We start from the raw sequence: 19098 nt of genomic DNA, 5'->3' as shown, positions 1-19098 counted from the left end.
CACGCCGGAGAGCTCGCCCTCGCGGAACCTCCCGTCCGCGGGGGCGAGCCTTGCCCCGCACGGGGCCTTCGGCGCAGTGCGGGGACCCCTGGCATCAGGGTGGAGGCGGGGTTTCCGTCAGCTCGCCTTCGGCGAGCTTCCTGGGGTAGCCGTCGGAGCCTCGGCTGTGATGCACGGGCGAACGCACGAGGGCGGCCCCGGGAGAACCGGAGCCGCCCTCGGCCAGACGGTGGTGCAGGGTACAGCAGGTGACGAATTGGACTAGAAGTCCATGTCGCCGCCGCCGCCCGGGACTGCCGGGGCCGGGTTCTTCTCCGGCTTGTCAGCGATGACGGCCTCGGTGGTGAGGAACAGGCCGGCGATCGACGCGGCGTTCTGCAGGGCGGAGCGGGTGACCTTGGCCGGGTCGATGATGCCGGTGCCGATCAGGTCGACGTACTCGCCGGTGGCCGCGTTCAGGCCGTGGCCGGTCGGCAGGTTGCGGACCTTCTCGACCACGACGCCGCCCTCGAGACCGCTGTTGAAGGCGATCTGCTTGATGGGCGCCTCGAGCGCGAGCCGGACGATGTTGGCACCGGTCGCCTCGTCGCCGGACAGGTCCAGCTTCTCGAAGGCGGTGATCGACGCCTGGAGCAGCGCGACGCCACCACCGGCGACGATGCCCTCCTCGACGGCGGCCTTCGCGTTGGACACCGCGTCCTCGATGCGGTGCTTCTTCTCCTTGAGCTCGACCTCGGTGGCCGCGCCGACCTTGATGACGGCGACGCCGCCAGCCAGCTTCGCGAGCCGCTCCTGGAGCTTCTCGCGGTCGTAGTCCGAGTCCGACTTCTCGATCTCGTTGCGGATCTGGCTGACCCGACCGGCGATCTGGTCGGGGTCGCCGGCACCCTCGACGACGGTCGTCTCGTCCTTGGTGACAACGATCTTCCGGGCACGGCCGAGCAGGTCGAGCGAGGTGCTCTCGAGCTTGAGGCCGACGTCCTCGGAGATGACCTGACCACCGGTCAGGATGGCGATGTCGCCCAGGATCGCCTTGCGGCGGTCACCGAAGCCGGGGGCCTTCACCGCGACGCTCTTGAAGGTGCCGCGGATCTTGTTGACGACCAGGGTGGCCAGCGCCTCGCCCTCGACATCCTCAGCGATGATCGCCAGCGGCTTGCCGGTCTGCATGACCTTCTCCAGTAGCGGGAGCAGGTCCTTGACCGCGGAGATCTTGCTGTTGACGATCAGGATGTACGGGTCGTCCAGGACGGCTTCCTGACGGTCCGCGTCCGTGACGAAGTACGGCGAGATGTAGCCTTTGTCGAAGCGCATACCCTCGGTGAGCTCGAGCTCGAGGCCGAAGGTGTTGCTCTCCTCGACGGTGACGACGCCTTCCTTGCCGACCTTGTCCAGCGCCTCGGCGATGAGGCCGCCGATGGCCGAGTCACCCGCGGAGATGGACGCCGTGGAGGCGATCTGCTCCTTGGTCTCGACCTCCTTGGCCTGCTTGGACAGCTCCTCGGAGACGCGCTCGACCGCGACCTCGATGCCCTTCTTCAGCCCGAGGGGGTTGGCGCCGGCGGCCACGTTGCGCAGACCCTCGCGCACCAGGGCCTGGGCCAGGATGGTGGCGGTGGTGGTGCCGTCACCCGCGACGTCGTTGGTCTTCTTCGCGACTTCCTTGACGAGTTCCGCGCCGATCTTCTCGTACGGGTCCTCGAGCTCGATCTCCTTGGCGATGCTCACACCGTCGTTGGTGATCGTGGGTACGCCCCACTTCTTCTCCAGCACGACGTTGCGGCCCTTCGGCCCGAGCGTGACCTTGACCGCATCGGCCAGCTGGTTCATGCCGCGCTCCAGGCCGCGCCGAGCCTCCTCGTCGAAGGCAATGATCTTCGGCATGGTTTCTGGGTCCTCCCAGTGGGATGGCAGGTTCGATGGCCTGGCCCTAACGACGCCCGCGACGGACGGCTCCCGCCTGCTCCGGACCCGGGTGATGCACCTCGGACACAGCGCGGATCGGGCAGCCTCGCCGTTTCAGCCTTGGCACTCCCTAGACGAGAGTGCCAGCTCTTGTTTAGCACTCGGCACGAGTGAGTGCAAGCTGACCCATGGTTCCGCGTGCCCGGCTCCGATCCCCCCGCGGCGCCTCGCCGTCGTCCGTGGCTCTTCCGTTGGTCCGGCGTGGTCCACGAAGTTCGTCGAATGCGCTGTGCCGGGCTGTGCTGCGCCCGAGTCAGTCGTCGCCGAGGCCGGCGGCCTCGAAGGCGCGCAGCGACGGCTTGATCGTCGCGGTCGGTCCGCCCGTCTCGACGAGGGGGTCAAGCGTCTTCAGCCCGTCGCCGGTGTTGTAGAGGATGGTCTCGGCGGCCGGGTCGAGCAGCCCCTCGCGCAGCAGCCTGCGCAGAGTGGCCACGGTGACGCCACCGGCCGTCTCGCCGAAGACGCCTTCGGTGCGGGCGAGCAGCCGGATCCCGTCGATGATCTCCTCGTCGGTCACGTCCGTGATCGCCCCGCCGGTCCGCCGAGCCACGTCGAGGGCGTAGGGGCCGTCGGCCGGGTTGCCGATCGACAGCGACTTGGCGATTGTGGTGGGCCGGACCGGGGCGACGGTCTCGACGCCGCGGGCGAACGCGGCGGCCACCGGGTTGCAGCCGGCCGCCTGCGCACCGAACACCCTGTACGGCGCCGGCTCGACCAGGCCGAGCCGGCCGAGCTCACCGAAGGCCTTGTCGATCTTTGTCAGTAGCGAGCCGGAGGCGATCGGCACGACGACCTGCTCGGGCAGCCGCCAGCCGAGCTGCTCGGCGACCTCGTAGCCGAGCGTCTTGGACCCCTCGGCGTAGAAGGGGCGGACGTTGACGTTGACGAACGCCCACTCGTACTCCCCGGCCAGTTCGCTGCACAACCGGTTCACGTCGTCGTAGTTGCCCTGGATGGCGACCAGCGTCCCGCCGTACACCCCGGTGGAGACCGTCTTGCCGGCCTCGAGGTCGTGCGGTACGAGCACCACCGAGCGCAGCCCGGCACCGGCCGCATGCGCCGCCACCGACTGCGCGAGGTTGCCCGTCGAGGCGCAGGCGACCGTGGTGAAGCCCAGCTCGCGGGCGGCGGTGAGCGCCACGGAGACGACCCGGTCCTTGAAAGAATGGGTGGGGTTGGCGCTGTCGTCCTTGATATAGAGCGTCTTCATCCCCAGCTCCGCGGCGAGCCGCGGGGCCGGGCGCAGCGGCGTCCAGCCGGCCCCGAGGGAGACCCGCCGCGCCGGGTCATGCCCGGCGGGCAGCAGCCCGACATAACGCCACAGGTTCGCCGGACCGCGTTCGATGGACTCTCGGGTCACTCGAGCCAGCAGGTCCGGGTCGTAGGCGATTTCCAGGGGAGCGAAGCATTCCACGCACACATGCGTAGGGGACAGCGGGTAGGTGGCGCCGCAGTGCCGACAGGACAGCGAGACCGCGGGGTTCGCGACGTCGAGGGCGGGACCGGTGGCACGCTCGGGCGCGAGTGTCATGAAGAAGCTCCTCATCTTTCCCGGGGCAGTCTGCCACCAGGACGGAATTAGCACCTGCCGCGCACGGGATGCGGGTGGTTGCCGGGGCTTCGCTGGGCCGTTCCCTCTGCCCCTCTGGATGAGCCAGATGAAGTTGTCTGTCCGTACTGTAGACCGTAGACCGTGCGCGAGACCGTAGACCGTGCGCGGGTGGTCGTGCACCGGTGTTGCCTCTGGTTGTGGACATGATATGGGTCGGTCGGAGGTTTCTCGGTGTGGTCTCACCGGTGCGGGCGGGTCCTGCCCGCTCGCACCGGCCGCGCGCGCCCCCATGCCCGGAGATCGACCCGATCACGCCAGAGCCAGGGAGTCTGTAACAGTGAGTATCCGCGTCGTCTATACCGATCTTGACGGCACGATGGTCGGTCCCAAGGGTTGTTTCTTCCGGGCGGAGGGGGGAGCGATCACCCTGGAGCCGGCTCGTGCGCTCGCCGAGCTGCACGGCGCCGGCGTTGCGCTGGTCCTGGTCAGCGGGCGTACCCGTCCGCAGCTTCTCGAGGCCGCAGCGATCTTCGGCGCGGACGGGTTCATCGGGGAGCTCGGCGCGATCGTCGGCTGGAACGAGGGGCGCGACAGCGAGATCCTGCGCGGCGCGATGCCGCCCGACTTCGACCAGGTACCGGAGTACCTGCTCGACCGGATGGTCGAGCGCTACCCCGGGCGGCTGGAGCTGCACACCCCCTCGCACTCCGGCCGGGAGGTCGACGTCATGCTTCGCGGGAAGATCGAGGTGTCGGAGGTCGACGGCTGGCTCGCCGAGACCGGGTTCCCCTGGTTGAGCATGCGCGACAACGGGCTGATCTCGCCGGTCCACATGCCTGATCTCGGAGTGAATCCGCATGTCTACCATCTGGTCCCGGACGGTGTGGGCAAGGGGGACGCGGTCGCCTACGACCTCAAGCGGCGCGGGGTGTCACCGGCCGAGGCGATCGCCATCGGCGATTCCGCCAGCGACCTGGCCATGGCTCCCCATGTCGGGCGGATGCACCTGGTCGCGAACGCGGTGCGGCACCCGGACATCGCCGCCTTGCTGGCGCGGTACGACAACGTCACGGTCGAGGCGGGCCCGGTCGGCGCCGGCTGGGCCAGCGCGGTGCGAGCGGCCGTCGCCGCCTGAACGCGGTCCGCCTGAACGCCGTCCGCGCGTCGACGTTCGGCACCGGCAGGGCAGACCGGACGGCCACCGGTCGGCGGCGAGGGCGTGCAGCTGGTCGGTGAACCAGAGCTGGGGCGGCAGCCGCCCGGCGACGGCGGCCAGCTCCTCGGCGCGCCGGCGCCGCTCGGGGGCGGGCATCGTCAGGGCGGTGTGCAGAGCCCGCGCGGTCGCCTGGATGTCGAACGGGTTGACGACCAGCGCCGCCGTGCCCATCTCCGCGCAGGCTCCGGCCTCCCGGGAGAGCACGAGGAGGCATCCCTGATCGAGACGATCGGCCCCTCCTTGGCGACGAGGTTCATGCCGTCCCGGATCGGGTTGACGACGAGCACCTCCGCGAGCGAGAGGGCCGCGATCGACCGGGGGCAGTCGTCGGTGATCTCCAGCCGCAGCGGCAGCCAGGTGTCCGTGGCGAACTCGTCCTCGATCTCCGCGGCTAGGCGTTGCACCGCGGCGGTGTATTCCCGGTACTCCGGCAGATCGTGCCGTGACGGGTAGGCGCAGACCAGGTGCATCACCTTGCCGCGCCATTCCGGACGGGTGCGCAGCAGCTCCCGGTAGGCGTCGAGACCGCGGACGATGTTCTTGGACAGCTCGGTGCGGTCGACCCGGACGATGAGCCGCCGCCCGCTGGCCAGGTCGACCAGCTCGGCGGCCCGGGCGGCCACGTCGGTGGCGGCGGCCCGGCCGCGCAGCTCGTCCGCGTTGACGCCGAGCGGATGTACCCCGATCCGCACCGTCCGGTGCCGCCCGGCTTCCCGTCCCGGCCCGGCCGTCCCGACGGTCACCGCCCGCCGCTCGATCCGCAGTCCGAGGAGGTCGCGGCAGCATTCCTGGAACGCGTCGGCCCAGGCGTCGGTGAGGAACCCGAGCCGGTCGGCGCCGAGCATGCCGCGCAGGATCTGTTCGCTGACGTCGTCCGGGAGTATCCGGAAGTACTCCGGCGGTGCCCAGGGAGTGTGGCTGAAGTGGGCGATCCGCAGGTCCGCCCGCAGCGCCCGCAGCCGGGCGGCGACCAGGGTCAGGTGGTAGTCCTGGATCAGCACCGAGGCGCCCGGGGCGGCCTCGTGCGCGAGGGCCTGGGCGAACATCTCGTTGTAGGTCTCGTACGCTTCCCAGTCGCGGCGGAACGCCGGGCCGAAGACCGGCTGCGACGCCGGCGCGTAGAGCAGGTGGTGGATGAACCAGAGCGTGCGGTTCGCGACTGCGTTGTAGGCGCGGTCAAAGACGACCTGGTCGACGTCGAGCATCCGGACGGCGGCGCCGCCGGTGTCGTGGCCGGCGAGATCGAGGCGGCCGGCGGGCGCGGAACGCGCTGCCCGGCGATCGGCGTCACTGAGGGCGGCACACACCCACGCCATCGGACCGTCACAGTCGTCGGCCGCCACCCGGCTGAGGCCACTGACGAGGCCGCCGGCGCCCCGCCGGATCCGCAGCTTCCCGTCGTCCCCGACGGCGAACGCCACCGGCCCCCGGTTGGAGGCGACCAGCACCCGCGCGGTGCCAGTCGGCCACAGCCGCGGCAGGGTGTCTTCCTCGGCTCCCGGCATCCGACGCACACTGCGGAGAGTAGGCCATCCGCTCAGCCCTGTACGCCGGTCCATCAAGATCGTCTTGTCTGGCGGTGGAGGCTCACGAATCGGCGACAGATGTCTCACGGAAATGCCGTTGGCTTAGGGATGCCGGTGGGGTGAGCCCCGGGGGGCGGGCTGAGCGCGCCCTATGGGGATGAGCGAAGAGGGCACGAGCGGTCAGCCGCTGAGCCGCTCGACCAGCACCTCCAGCAGGGCGACCATCCCGGCGGGCCCGCCCACGACCAGGTCGGCGCGTTCGCGGATCACGTCCGGGACCTCCGGGCTGTCGCTGCACACGGTGATACCGGGCAGCCCGCCCGCCCGTAGCTCGTCGACGGCCTCGAATGCCGGCAGATCGCCGTAGTCGTCCCCGGCGACCAGCACCGAGCGCGCCTGGCGGGCCGCGATGAGCTCGCGCAGCGCACCGCCCTTGTCGTGCCCGGGCGGACGCAGTTCCAGCACTCGCTTGCCCGGCGCCGCCTCCAGCCCATGGTCTTCAGCTAGGGCCGTCAACGCCGGCGTGAGCGCGGCGAGCGCCGAGTCCGGATCGGCGGTGCGCCGCACGTGTACCACCAGCGCCTGGTGCTTGTCCTCGACGGCGGTGCCGACCGGGGCGTCGCGGAGCAGTTCGGGCAGCGCCGCGCGGACCGCGGCGACCCCGGGCAGCGGCTCGGGACTGCTGATCGCGCGGCTGCCCGAGTCCCAGTGCTGCAGTCCGTACTGGCCAAGGATGATCAGGTTCCCGAAGTCGGGGATCTTCTCCAGCCCGGTCAGTTCCAGCAGCGAGTCCACCGGCCGTCCGGTGATGACGGCGAGGGTGCCGACCTCATGGGAGATCCGGCGCAGCGCCTCCATCGCCCCCGGCGCCGGGACGGCGTCCGACGGCCGCGGGACGATCGGAGCGAGGGTGCCGTCGTAGTCGAGGGCGATCAGGGCGCGTTCGGGCGCGGTGAGCAGGGCGGCGAGTCCAGCGCCCCCGGCGGGTGTGCGGGGGGCGGATGGGCTGTGTGGCGCGGATTCGGTCACTGGGCCTTCCTCGGTCACGGGGCGAGGTGGTCGGGCGCCGGTGAGGAGCGTGGCGCGGCGGTCAAGTGATCATTTTTCCGGGCGGGCGGGGAAGTCGCGGGTGATCATCAGGATCAGTGCGTCGGTGGAGACGATTCTGGTCTTCGACTGGGGCACGATGCTCTCGATGCCCGGCATCGCCTCCTTCAGGGCTCGGGCGGCGTCGGCGTCGTAGAAGACCGTCGTCACCGGGACGTTGTAGATCGACTGGTAGTTGCCCACCCGCTCGACCCGGAACCCGGCCGACTCGACCTGCTTGGCGGCCACCTCGGCGAGCCCGGCGACCCGCGAGTTGTTCAGGACGACCACCGGGGCCGTGGCCTTCGGTCCCGGCGGGGCCGGCGGCTTCGTCGCGGTGGACGCGGACGGCGCCGGCGTCGGTTCCAGGGACGCCGGCGCTGTCTTCGTGGCCCCCGGGCCGGGGGCCGGGGACGTGGCCGCCGCGCGGTGCGGCGATGGGGCCGGAGTGGTCCGGCCGCCGCCGGCTTGGTCCGTGCCCGGCTGCGCCGAGTGCGTCGGGGCCGCGACCTGGGTGGTGGAGCCGTCCGCGTCGGACGGGCCGTTCAGCAGATTGACCACCAGGATGCCCGCGAGTACGGCGAGAACCGCGACGACGCCCGCGCCGAGGGTGTGGAGCCGGTCCGGGCGCCGCCGGTGGGGACGCCGCGGCGGTGCGTTCGTGGCAGGTGTCATGCGTGGTCTTACCCCTCGGCCCGGTCACGTCGGCCGGATCGGGCCGCCCGACGTTGCTCCCGCAGCCGGCGCAGCCGGCGGACCAGCATCGGATCGGCTATCAGCGCGGCTTCCGAATCGATCACCCGGTTTAACAATTGGTAGTAGCGTGTTGATGACAGCCCGAACTCGGCCCGGATCGCCTCCTCCTTGGCTCCCGGGTGACGCCACCAACCCTGCTCGAAGCGCAACATGCGACGGTCGCGATCGGACAGTTCGTTGGGTGGGACGTCCGCCCGCGCTGGTTTCTCGGGCGGCAGGCTCTCGGGCGGTAGAGGGTGTGCTGCCTCCACAGCGGGACCTCCTCGGGACGCATCCGGGACGATGGGCGCGATAGTGCGCCGACGTACCACGCCCGGTATGGTGCGCCGCCCACTATTTCACCCCGTGGGTCCGACATCCTCGGCGTCTCTGGCGACACACGTTCCGCCCGCGGTCCGGCCGCCCGACGCGGATCTGATGAGACGCTCGCGGGAGGCTCCCACCTGGTCCTGGCCAGGTCAGAGTTCCGGCCAGGTCAGAGCGCCCCGATTGGCTGTCATTGGCACCGATTGGCACCGATTGGCCTCCGGGCAGGCGGGGCACGCCGTGTGGTGACCTACTCTTGGCCGGTGAGCCGGCGCTTCACCCGCACCACCGAGGACTTCGTCTGCCTGGTCTGCGGGACGGCCGTGCGTGGTGACGGGTACACCAACCACTGCCCGTCCTGTCTGTCGTCGCGGCACGTCGACGTCAACCCCGGCGATCGGGCGGCGCGGTGCGGCGGTGTGATGCGGCCGGTCGCGGTGGAGAGCCGTACGCACGATCTGGTCATCACGCACGTCTGCGAGCGGTGCGGGCATCGGCGCCGCAACCGGTCCGCTCCGGCGGACGATCGCGACACGCTGCTGGCGGTCGCCGCCGCGGTCGCGCAGGCGGCGACGGCCCCAGGGCTGCCGGCCCCAGGGCTGCCGGGCCCCGGGGCGCGACCGCCGCGCCGCCCGGGGCGCGCGCGGCGCTCATGACCGCCGGTCAGGGCTGCCGGTCAGGGATACAGACCCCGGGTCTGGTGGGCGTCGGCCACCCGGCCGACCCCGATGACGTGCGCGGCGCTGCGCATGCTGATCTTCTGGGTCGTGGCCAGCAGGGAGACCTCGCGGTACGCGCGGTCCATCAGCGCCCGGAGCCGGTCGTTGACCTCGTCCTCGGACCAGAAATATGCCTGGATGTCCTGCACCCACTCGAAGTACGAGACCGCCACCCCGCCGCCGTTGGCGAGGATGTCCGGCACCACCAGGACGCCCCGGTCGTCCAGGACCTGGTCGGCCTCGGCGGTCACCGGGCCGTTGGCGCCCTCGACGATGATCGGCGCGCGGACCAGGTCGACGTTCTCGACCGTGATGACGCCCTCCAGCGCCGCGGGGACGAGCACGTCGACGTCGAGCTCCAGGAGCTCGTCGTTGGTGATCGTGTCGGTTCCCGGATAGCCGACGACCGTCTCCGCGCCGTCGGCGAGATAGCGGATGAGGGCGGCCGGGTTGAGTCCCTGCGGGTTGTAGATCCCGCCCTTCGCGTCCGAGACCGCGACCACAGTGCAACCGGCGTCGTGCAGGTACTGGGCCGCGAGCGCCCCCACCTTGCCGAAGCCTTGGACCGCGATTGTCATCGCGTGCGGGTCGCGCCCGGTCTCGCGCAGCGCGGCGAACACCGAAAGCTGCACCCCCAGGCTGGTCGCCCCGGCCCGACCGGCGGAACCGCCGATGGACAGCGGCTTGCCGGTTACCACGCCGGTGGCGGTGTACCCGGTGTGCGCCGAGTAGGTATCCATGATCCAGGCCGTGGTCTGCTCGTCGGTGCCCACATCCGGTGCCGGGATGTCCTTCTCCGGTCCGATCAACGGGACGAGTTCGGCGGCGTAGCGCCGGGTCAGGCGTTCGCGTTCCGGTAGGGAGAGCATCGCCGGTTCCACCGCGATGCCACCCTTGGCCCCGCCGTAGGGGATCCCCATCAGCGCGCACTTCCAGGTCATCCACATCGCCAGCGCCTTGACCTCGTCGAGGTCGGTGGTGGGGTGGAAGCGGATCCCCCCTTGCCCGGGCCACGGGCGAGGTTGTGCTGGACGCGATAGCCGGTCAGCACGGTCAGCTGACCGTCGTCGCGCTGTAGCGGAACGCTGACGGTGATCGCCCGGCGGGGCGTGCGGAGCAGGTCGTGCATACCGTCGTCAAGGCCCAGATGACGAGCCGCGTTCGCCAGTTGAACGCAGGCCGTGTCCCATGCTGAGCCGGATCCGAGGATCACAGGCACCTCCGCGGCGCGTTTCGAGCCACCCTTCGCCGCCGAACGCGCCGCCCGGTCCGCCGGCCACGGCGCGCTCCGTTGCGCGCCGCGGTGGTGACTCGATATGGCGCAAACAATAGGTGACGGGAGATGCCGTCTGTCGGGTGCGCGCAGGGCGCGCCATCGCCCACCAGGCACCTCCGGGTACGGTCGCGAGCGTGCGCGCGGACCCGTCGAGCCGCCTCCCGGTGCCGCGGCGGGCCGGGGGGCCGGCTTTGTCCGCACCCGGACGGCTGGCCGCGCTCGCCCGCCCCGGAGCCGGCACCCCTGACCGGTCAGCCCGGCGCCTCTGGGCATGGTGGCTGGTCAGCCGTGCCGTCCTCGTCATCCTGGTGGTGACCGACCAGGCGTTCGGCATGCAGCAGAGCGTGCTCGGCGATCTACACATCTATGCGGAGTGGGGCCGCGGGCTCGGTCGCGGCGAGGGGATGCCCACCGGTGACGACCGCTGGCAGTATCCGCCGGGCGCGGCAGTTGTGTTCGTGTTGCCCGACGTAACTCACGCCTATCTGGGATTGCCCTATCGAGCGGTGTTCATTGGGATGATGGTGGCCGTCGACGCCGTCCTGACCGCCGCGCTGGTGCGTCGCTCGGTCCCGGCGGCAGGGTTCTGGGTGGCCGGTCTCACCGCGCTGGGACCGGTGGCGCTGGCCCGTTTCGATCTGCTGCCGGCCGCGGCGGCGGTCGCGGCCGTGCTCGCGCTCGCCGCGGGCCGGCCCGGCCGGGCGGGATTTCATCTCGCCGCGGGCGCGCTGCTCAAGATCTGGCCGGTCCTGCTGCTGATCGCCCTGTCCCGTCCGCCGCTCCGGTCTCCGGGTCGGTCGGCGTCCCCCGATCGGTCCCCCGATCTGCCCCCCGGCCGGCCCACTGGCCGGCCCACTGGCCGATTCCCGGCGCCCTCGCCGGACTGGTTACGTCTTGCCGCCGGCGTCCTGTGCGCCGTCGGGGGGCTCGCGGCGCTGTTCGCGGTCACCGGGTGGTGGCGGGACGCGTTCGGGTTTCTTGGCGCGCAGCAGGCCCGCGGACTACAGGTGGAGGCGGTGGCCGCGACGCCGTTCGTCGTCGCCCACATGCTCGGCCATGGAACGGCACCCGGCTATTCCTACGGTTCGCTCCAGTTCGACACCCCGCTGGCCCGCAGCGTGGCCACTGCATGCTCGTTGACCGAGATCGTAGTGATCGTCATTTCGGCCCTGTGGTGGTGGGGGTGGGCGCGTCCGCCCGCGGCGGCGGACGGCGTGGGCCGGGCCGGTGTGCTCGTGGGGCGCACACTCGCGTTGTTGCTTGTCGTGGTCGTGACCGCCCGCGTGCTCAGCCCGCAGTACCTCGTGTGGATCATGGCGCTCGTCGCGGTCTGGATCGCGATGGCCCGGCCCGCCGGCTCCGGTGGCCTGACCGTCCCGGCCGGTGGACCGTCGTGGCGGTGGGTGGCGCTGCTGTTGATCTGCGTCGTGCTCTCCCAGGTCGTCTATCCGTGGCGGTACAACGACGTCGTCCAGGGACGGATCATGATGAGCCTGGTCCTGGTAGTCCGCAACGTCGGACTGGTCGCCGTCTGCGGGTGGGCGTGGCGTGCCGCCGCCGGATCACGACCAGCGTGATGACCGTTCCCGCGGCCGCAAGGCCGGCGCAGCCGATGACGGCCAGGGACGTCTCGGCGCGCCCAAGCAGCCGCCAGGTCGCGGCGAGCGGCGCGAGGGTCGTCAGGCACAGCCAGGCCGACGTGACGACCACCAGGGCGGTGGTCCACCCCCCGAACCCCCCGACGATCCGTTCGATGGCTGCCCCGAGGCGCCTCATGCGGCGTGGTTGCATCCCCGGTGTCCCGGGGTGGGGCGCCGTTCCAGGGTGGGGCGCCGGCGGGGTTGACCGGGCGAGGGCCACGGCGACCGCGAGTGCCGGCAGGCACAGCGCGAGGTACCAGGGGTAGAGCACCGGGCTGCCGAGCGCCACCGCCAGCCCGCCGTAGCCGAGCACGATCAGGTCGTGCCGACGGCCGGTGCCCGAGCCGGGCTCGTTCCCGCCGGGCTCGTTCCCGCCGGAACCGGGCGAACCCCCGCCGGTGTACCCGCCCCGGTCCCGCCATGCGCGCAGGGCGAGCCAGGCCACCACCAGCGTCGCGCCGGCCAGGCACAGGGCCCGAGTCGCCCGCTGCGTTTCGGCGCCGGACGGATGGCGGCCGACCGGACCAAGCATGCCGCCGACCCCGTCGACCGCCGCGGCGAGAATCGAGGCTGGTGCGATCCCCGTGGTCAGGGCGCCCGACGTGGACAACGCGTGGATCCAGGTCGGACCGAAGCCGCCAGCCACCATGCTCAGCCCCGCGGCGAGCGCGACCGCGGCGGCATCGGCCGCGAGCAGCACGGCGCCGGCGCGGATCGGGCGTCGCGCCGGCCGGGCGGCCCGCAGATGCGCCAACACCAGCCAGGCGACGCCGAGGAGGGCGGTTGCCTTGACGCTTCCGGCCACGCCGACCAGCGCCGTCGCGGCGGCGCCGAGCGCGGCCTGCCGAGCCGTCGGCGTGCTTTTTCCCTCCGGGCCGGACGCCGGTGCCGAGACGAGCCGTCGGCGGTCCACCACCAGCGCCGCCACGAGCAGCGCCGCGGCCGTTGCGTCGAGGTGGGCTCCGCCGATCAGGTGCACGACGACGACCGGATTGGCCGCGACGAGCACCATGACCAGGGCCCGTCGGCCCGGCTCCGGTCCGGCGAGCCGTAGCGTCAGGACGACCATCGCGATCGTTGCGAGGATCGCGACTATCTTGAGCAGCGTGACCGTCCCGGCCGGCCCGCCGCCGAGGGCCGCGGCGCTCTTCTCCACGGCGACCGCGGCACTGCCATAGGGCGCATGGGTGTTCCACCACCGGGGGTCGACGGCCCGGACGAACGCCGAGCCCGAGCCCTCAGCGGTCAGCAGGGCGGAGACGCCGTGTGTCGCCGGATCCAGGCCGAGCCTCGCCAGCTCACCCTGAGCGGCGTAGGCGTAGATGTCCCGGCTGAACAGCGGCGGGCCCACCGCGAACGGGAGGCTCCAGACGATCACTGCCGCGAGGGCGGCCCGCGGGGGGGTGCGGCCGGCGATCGTCGCGCGCACAAGCCCGCCCCAGCACAGACACAGAGTGATGATACCCAGGGCCGCCAAGCCGGCCAAGACGCCCCTTGCGGTATCCGACGGGGCCGCCGATGGGAGAATGCCCCACCAGGAGGAAGGGTCGGTCGTGTGCGGATCGCGCGAACCGAGCCGACCCTCGCTCACCATGGCCACGGCCGCGGCGCCGCCACCGGCGAGGACCAGCAGGGTCACCCTGGTCGGGGCCCGGATGCCGGCAGGTCGGGGCCGGCCGCTGCCTGGTCCGGACGGGACGGGCGTGGCCTGACGCCGCCTGCGGGGCAAGCTGTCGGGGGATGACCGGTCGGAGACGGCGGATGGACTGTCGTCGGTGCGTGGGGGGGTCGCGGGTGACAACGCTCGCGACCCCCGGTCCCTCGCCTGACGCCATCTCGGGGGGGCGGGCGGCGTCGACCGCCCCGGCGACGGGTGGGCCCGGGCACCCCGGGTCGGAGCCTCGCGTGGCCACACTGCCCCAGACCCCTTCCATCGCCCTCGAGCCGCCGCGGCACCGCGGACCGTTCGTGCGGGGTGTTCTCGCCGTCGTCGTGGCGGTTCGCCGCTGGCCCTGGATTCTGACCGCCGCGCTCTGCCTGCTGTGCATCGGTCTTGGCATCACCGGTCCGGACACCCCCGCCCAGGAGTACCGGGTCTGGCTGTTCCGGCACGGCGGAGTGGTGCTCTGGGACGATCAGTGGTACGGCGGTCACACCATCCCCGGCTACAGTGTGCTGTTCCCCCCGCTCGGTGCGCTTGTCGGGGTACAGCCGCTCGGCGCGATCTCCTGCGTCGCCTCGACGATGATCGTGATCCGGTTGCTCCGCGGTCCTGGCCGGCGGGCCGGGCATGATCTGGTCCTTGTCTGGTTCGCGGTCTCGACGGTGGCGAACCTCGTCGTGGGCCGCATGCCGTTCGCTCTCGGGATGGCCTTCGGTGCGCTGGCGCTGGTCGGCGCGCGGGAACGGCACACGAAGCTGACCTGGATCGGCGCGGTCCTGTCGTCGCTGGCGTCTCCGTTGGCCGGCGGCTTCGTGCTGCTCGTCGGCCTCGCGTTGCTGCCGACGATCGGATGGCGCCGCGCGCTCCCGTTCGTCGGCGCCGGATCCGGCATCATCGTCGCGCTCGCGTTTCCCGAGGACGGGTACCAGCCCTTTCCCGCGGTCACCTTCCTGTCGCTGTTGACCCTCATCGCGGTCGGCCTGCTCATCGTGCCCGGGCACGCCCGGCTCATCCGGCCCATCCGGCACGGCCTGTTGCTCTGGGCGGCCGCGGCAGTGGTCTTCTTCTTCGTGCCCACCCAGGTCGGCGGGAACATCACCCGACCGGCGACGCTGCTCGCCGGCCCCGCCGCGGCGTTGTTGCTCGCCGAACGCCGCCGCGTCCTCGCGGTCGCGGCGATCCCGCTGATCGGCTGGCAGATCGGGCCGGTGCACGGGGCGCTGCTCGTCCACGGCGATCCGTCCGGGTCGAAGGCCTACTACACCGAGCTCCTCGACTACCTCGACCGCGGCGCGCCGGTGCCGGCCGGGCGGGTGGAGATTCCCTTTACCCGGGCCCACTGGGAGGCGCGCTTCGTCGCCCCGTCCGTACCCATAGCCCGCGGCTGGCTGCGCCAGCTCGACAGCAAGTACAACGCGCTGTTCTACGACGGCACACTGAACGCCGAGACCTACCACGAGTGGCTGCTCGCCCGCGGCATCCGCTACGTCGCCCTCCCCGACGTCGAGCTGGATCCCTCCGCGGTCGCCGAGGCCAGGCTGCTGCGGGCCGGTCTGCCCTATCTCGAGCTCGCCTGGCAGAACGCGCACTGGAAGGTGTGGCTCGTCACCGACTCCCCGGGTCTGGTACAGGGACCGGCCTCACTCACCGAACTGGGGGTGAGTTCGGTCGCGGTCGACTTCCACGCGCCCGGGGTCGCCACGGTGCTCGTGCACTACACCCCCTACTGGCAGCTGTCGGGGGGCACGGCGTGCGTCTTCCGGGCGGCCGGGGGCTGGACGGGCATTCTCACCGAGTCGTCCGGACCGGTGCGCCTGTCCGCCCGGCTGTCCGTCGACGGCCTGACCCGCGCCAGCGCCCTGGACTGCCCGGTCGGTCAGCGTGTCTCCTGACCTCTCGGGGCGGCTGTCGGCGGGTGGGTGTCTCAGCCCCTCTAGGACGTCCGGGCGCCGGGCCGGGCGCCGGGTGTCCAGGTGACCGGATGTCCAGGTGACCGGGTGACCGGACGAACTCACCGGGCGGCGGGTTCGGACACCAGATCCGCGACGACGATGGTGGTGTCGTCCCGGGCACCGGCCAGCAGGGCCGCCTCGACGAGCGCGTCCGCGGCCCGTTCGGGCGGCTCGGGCCCCAGCGCGCTCAGCAGGCCGTCGAGCTGTTCCGGGCTCATCACCTTGGTGATGCCGTCGCTGGCGAGAACGACCCGGTCACCGGCGCGGACCGGCTCGCTGAAGATGTCCGCCTCGATCTCGTCAGCGAGCCCGACGGCGTTGAGCAACGGACCGTTGCGGATCGCGTGCGGTGTGGTCAGTGCCCGCGGCCGTCCCTTGCCGGGCTGCAACCACACCGAGCTGTCACCCACGTGCGCGACGGTGAGGTACTCGCCGGTGCTCTGCTGGCGCCCGAGGATGACGACGTCCAGCGTGCAGGCCATGCCGAGCCAGGCCGGCTCCTCGCGAGCCCGGGTCCGGACCACCCAGTTCGCCCGTTCCACGGCCTTGCGCAGGCCCTCAAGCGGATCCTCGGCGTACTGCGGGCGGAAACCCGCCACCGTGGTGACCGCCAGCGTGGACGCGATCTGGCCGGCAGCCTCGCCACCGACTCCGTCCGATACCGCCAGCAGCCCGTCGACGACGACGAACGCGTCCTCGTTGGGACCGCCGCGTCTGCCCCGGCGGGTGCGCCCCGCGGCGGCGAGTCGCAGCGCGGCGGCCGTCGTCTGCTCCGGCTCGATCGCCATGAGATCGCCCGCCTGCCCCCTCGGGGGAGTGGGCGGAGCCACGGGGATGGTCGTCGCCGTGGGGGAGCTCTCCCACGGCGTGTCCTCAACCGTTCGGGTCGGCTCGGCACCGCGCGGAGCCGGCGCGTGTTCCCCGGGTGGCGGGAGGGGATAGTCGCCGGTCGCCGGGTCGTAGTAGCGGGTGGCATCCGCCCGTTCGTCACCGAAGGCACCGGGCCCGAGGTGCGGCTGACCGGCGGGCGGTGGCGTCCAGCCGGTGGACTCGGGATCGCGGTCGCCTTCACCGCCGCCGACGGAAACCTGCGAGGTCACATCCCCTCCCCATGCCGCGCCTGCGTCCGGGACGCCGCTCGCGCTGTCCGCTGACCTGTCCGCCGCGTTGCCCGTCGCACCGGTTGCCGAGGAGACCGGCGTCGGCTCGGCGAAGCCGGGGACGATCCCGTCGGGCGGGGTGATGTCAGAGCTGTCACGGATCGGCACCGTACCGTATCGGTGGCGCTGATGGTCGAGGCCACGGGAGCGTCGCTGGTTCTCTCCGGGCCGGACGGGTCGGTTGTTGAGGATGACGAAGACCAGCCCACCCACCAGCAGCACCACAATGAGCATGATCGGTACCAGCGGGCTACCCATGGCCTCCGTCCTCGCCGTAGCAATTACGATCACGCTGTAGGACGTGTCGCCAGTCGTTTTCCTTCATACCTAAGGGCATCAACTCAGAAGAGACCGGGTATGTGTCGCGACACCGACACAAGTGCTGCGCATTGTTCCAGACTTGGGCGCGGCCGAGTAGGGCCGGCGCCCGGGCGGCCCCGCCGCGAGGCGGGCGCCACGAAGGATGCCTCCGGTGACGCCACGAAGGATGCCTCCGGTGAACGGTGACGGCCCGTGTCGGGGGCGCGAGACGGTGATTGTTCGCCGCCGCATCAGCGCACCACGGTGATGAAGATTACCAAGGTTAGGCACAACGTCACGGTGAGCACGGCGGTCATGGCGAGCCTGGTGGTTCTGGCGCGCCACGGGAGCAGGCGGCGCCTGAGCGGTGCGGGTCGGCTGATCGCAGCGATCACCTGGCTCTCGACGAAGCCGGGCAGCTCGCTCGCGGCCCGCAGCCGCGGGTCGTCGGGGAGGTAGAGCGCCACCAGTCGGCGCACGACGCGTTCCAGGTCGGCGGGGAAGGGGCGATCTGCCTCCGATCCCCGCACTGTTCGGCGGAAGTACCTCTCCGCCGCTCTGGCCAGCTTCGGATCCGTCAACGGCTCCTCCTCCGGATAGGCGGTTCCCTGGCCCGGGGCACCGTCCCGGCGGATGGCTTCGTGCAGATCCCAGGCGTCGTCCCAGTTCGGAACGTGTCGGACCAGCAGCCCGAAGACACGGGTCGCGTTCAGCTGGCCAAGCCGGCAGGCCCGGAGGAATGCGATCGCCGGATCGGGACCGTCCGGCCAGGTCGGCGAAATGCGGGCGGTGAGCTCCGCACCCAGGACATGTAGATCGTTCTCGAGCGCTCCGGGCGGACCGGGTTCGTGGGACGCGCCGGGCAGGTAGAGGCCGGCGATGCGCCGCACGGTCTGCGTCAGCGGCCCGTCGCCTCGTCCCGACGCGGCCTGGACTGCGATCAACCGATCGAAATACGGGCGGGCACCGGCTCCGAGCACCTCCGCATCAGGGGCCCGCGACGCGGGCTGGCCGGGTGGCCCGACCGGGGAGGCCCCCGCGTAGGCCCCCGCGTAGGCCCCCGCGTAGGCGATGTCATCGCGGATGTCCTCGGCGGTATGCCATCCCGGGGCGTAGAGGACGAGCAGCCGGAACGTATCGGCTCCTCGGGCATGGGTTTCGCGCAGCAGGCGCACGACTTTCGCTGCGGCCGACTCAGGGGGCCACTGCGACCCGCCACCCGTCGGCGCGGCGCCTGTTACCACTTCGTCTGCCAGGGCTCTGGCGAACTCGAAGCCCTCGGGCAGGCCGAACAGGTCGAAGAGGGCCCGCAGAGTCTGATGGATCAGATCGATGCGGCGCTCGGCCCAGACGGCGGGGTCTACCGCGGCCGCCGCCGGGATCGCGAGCGCGGCGAGCCCCGCGACCAGCCGGGTCAACATCTCCACGACCTCGCGCTGCATCGTCGTCACCGCGCGGTGCACCGCGTCGACGTAGGCAGCGCGGTCATGGTCGCTCTGGTAGGCGTCCGGGGCCAGCCGTCGAGTGATGGCCTGAGTGACGTCGCTCGCCGCGCGGGCCAGGACATCGGTACGGCGGCCGGGTGGGCGTGGGGCGACCGCTCCGAGGGGAGAGCGGGCGGGCTCGCCGCGCTGCGGCAGGTTGCAGTGCAGCAGGTTGCAGTGCAACAGGTCACGTAGCGCGGCGAGCTCGCGGAGGTCGGTGGGTGACTCGAGCGGATCGACGAGAGGGTCGTACGCCGCGTCGCTGAGGGAGATGCCCAGCGGGACGCCCAAGGCGGCGAGCAGCCGGTCGACCGGGTGCAGACGATCGTCCCAGTACGACCACTCCTGCCGATACGCCTCCGCGACGTGCCGGATGACGGCGTTCCCCGCGTCCCGTTCCAGCCGTTCCAGGTGCCGCCGTCCCCCTGGGCCCGGATCGGTTGGCTGCGCGGTGGCCGATTCCGGTGTGGCGGGTGGTGGCGTGGCGGGTGGTGGTG

General features: G+C 71.8%; 12 protein-coding genes, 3 pseudogenes and 1 riboswitch. Of the genes and pseudogenes, 4 read left to right on the top strand and 11 right to left on the bottom strand.

The genetic code is table 11. The features are described 5' to 3' along the window. Positions 1-261: 261 nt before the first annotated feature. Entirely contained in the window at positions 262-1884 is a 1623-nt protein-coding gene (gene groL, locus AC08OJ_RS03950) for a chaperonin GroEL (RefSeq protein ID WP_476593858.1), read from the bottom strand. Between the two features lie 334 nt (positions 1885-2218). Further along, on the bottom strand, positions 2219-3496 hold the full coding sequence (gene thrC, locus AC08OJ_RS03945) for a threonine synthase (protein WP_476593859.1): 1278 nt from the start codon (positions 3494-3496) through the stop codon (positions 2219-2221). A gap of 8 nt (positions 3497-3504) precedes the next feature. Beyond that, a riboswitch (SAM riboswitch) is annotated at positions 3505-3621 on the bottom strand. Between the two features lie 233 nt (positions 3622-3854). On the opposite strand from thrC, the gene AC08OJ_RS03940 reads away from it, so the two are divergent. Next, entirely contained in the window at positions 3855-4652 is a 798-nt protein-coding gene (locus AC08OJ_RS03940) for an HAD family hydrolase (RefSeq protein WP_476593860.1), read from the top strand. Between the two features lie 72 nt (positions 4653-4724). Here the strand turns inward: AC08OJ_RS03940 and AC08OJ_RS03935 are convergent. From AC08OJ_RS03935 to AC08OJ_RS03920, 4 genes and pseudogenes are all read right to left on the bottom strand, one after another. Beyond that, a pseudogene (locus AC08OJ_RS03935) lies at positions 4725-6238 on the bottom strand (alpha,alpha-trehalose-phosphate synthase (UDP-forming)); the annotation flags it as partial. Positions 6239-6439: 201 nt separating this feature from the next. Beyond that, positions 6440-7288, bottom strand: coding sequence for a trehalose-phosphatase (gene otsB / locus AC08OJ_RS03930; protein ID WP_476595088.1), 849 nt, complete (start codon positions 7286-7288; stop codon positions 6440-6442). A 69-nt stretch (positions 7289-7357) separates the two neighbouring features. Continuing rightward, complete coding sequence (locus AC08OJ_RS03925) at positions 7358-8020, bottom strand: LytR C-terminal domain-containing protein (RefSeq protein ID WP_476595087.1); 663 nt, start codon at positions 8018-8020, stop codon at positions 7358-7360. A gap of 8 nt (positions 8021-8028) precedes the next feature. Beyond that, complete coding sequence (locus AC08OJ_RS03920; protein WP_476595086.1) at positions 8029-8352, bottom strand: DUF3263 domain-containing protein; 324 nt, start codon at positions 8350-8352, stop codon at positions 8029-8031. A gap of 297 nt (positions 8353-8649) precedes the next feature. On the opposite strand from AC08OJ_RS03920, the gene AC08OJ_RS03915 reads away from it, so the two are divergent. After that, on the top strand, positions 8650-9063 hold the full coding sequence (locus AC08OJ_RS03915) for an RNHCP domain-containing protein (RefSeq protein ID WP_476595085.1): 414 nt from the start codon (positions 8650-8652) through the stop codon (positions 9061-9063). A gap of 20 nt (positions 9064-9083) precedes the next feature. Here AC08OJ_RS03915 and AC08OJ_RS03910 read toward each other — a convergent pair whose 3' ends face one another. Then, positions 9084-9866 (bottom strand): Glu/Leu/Phe/Val family dehydrogenase, encoded by a 783-nt coding sequence (locus tag AC08OJ_RS03910; RefSeq protein WP_476595096.1) that lies wholly within the window; start codon positions 9864-9866, stop codon positions 9084-9086. 45 nt (positions 9867-9911) lie between these two features. Then, positions 9912-10255, bottom strand: a pseudogene (locus AC08OJ_RS03905) (Glu/Leu/Phe/Val family dehydrogenase); the annotation flags it as partial. Between the two features lie 203 nt (positions 10256-10458). Here AC08OJ_RS03905 and AC08OJ_RS03900 point away from each other — a divergent pair. Continuing rightward, a complete protein-coding gene (locus AC08OJ_RS03900; protein ID WP_476595084.1) occupies positions 10459-11979 on the top strand; it encodes a glycosyltransferase 87 family protein in 1521 nt (506 codons plus the stop codon). Here AC08OJ_RS03900 and mptB read toward each other — a convergent pair. After that, positions 11885-13681 (bottom strand): polyprenol phosphomannose-dependent alpha 1,6 mannosyltransferase MptB, encoded by a 1797-nt coding sequence (gene mptB, locus AC08OJ_RS03895; protein WP_476595083.1) that lies wholly within the window; start codon positions 13679-13681, stop codon positions 11885-11887. The genes AC08OJ_RS03900 and mptB overlap by 95 nt on opposite strands. Positions 13682-13947: 266 nt before the next feature. On the opposite strand from mptB, the gene AC08OJ_RS03890 reads away from it, so the two are divergent. Next, the gene (locus tag AC08OJ_RS03890) at positions 13948-15597 is read left to right on the top strand and encodes a hypothetical protein (protein ID WP_476594256.1); all 1650 of its coding nucleotides are present in this window, start codon (positions 13948-13950) and stop codon (positions 15595-15597) included. 119 nt (positions 15598-15716) lie between these two features. Here the strand turns inward: AC08OJ_RS03890 and AC08OJ_RS03885 are convergent, their stop codons facing one another. Then, a complete protein-coding gene (locus tag AC08OJ_RS03885; RefSeq protein WP_476594257.1) occupies positions 15717-17075 on the bottom strand; it encodes a PP2C family protein-serine/threonine phosphatase in 1359 nt (452 codons plus the stop codon). Positions 17076-17368: 293 nt separating this feature from the next. After that, positions 17369-19098 (bottom strand): annotated as a pseudogene (locus AC08OJ_RS03880) (hypothetical protein); the annotation flags it as partial.

This window comes from Frankia sp. CgKIO3, assembly GCF_977946435.1.
Note: the sequence above shows the minus strand (reverse complement) of the source record. Positions and strands in the feature narration are given on the sequence as shown.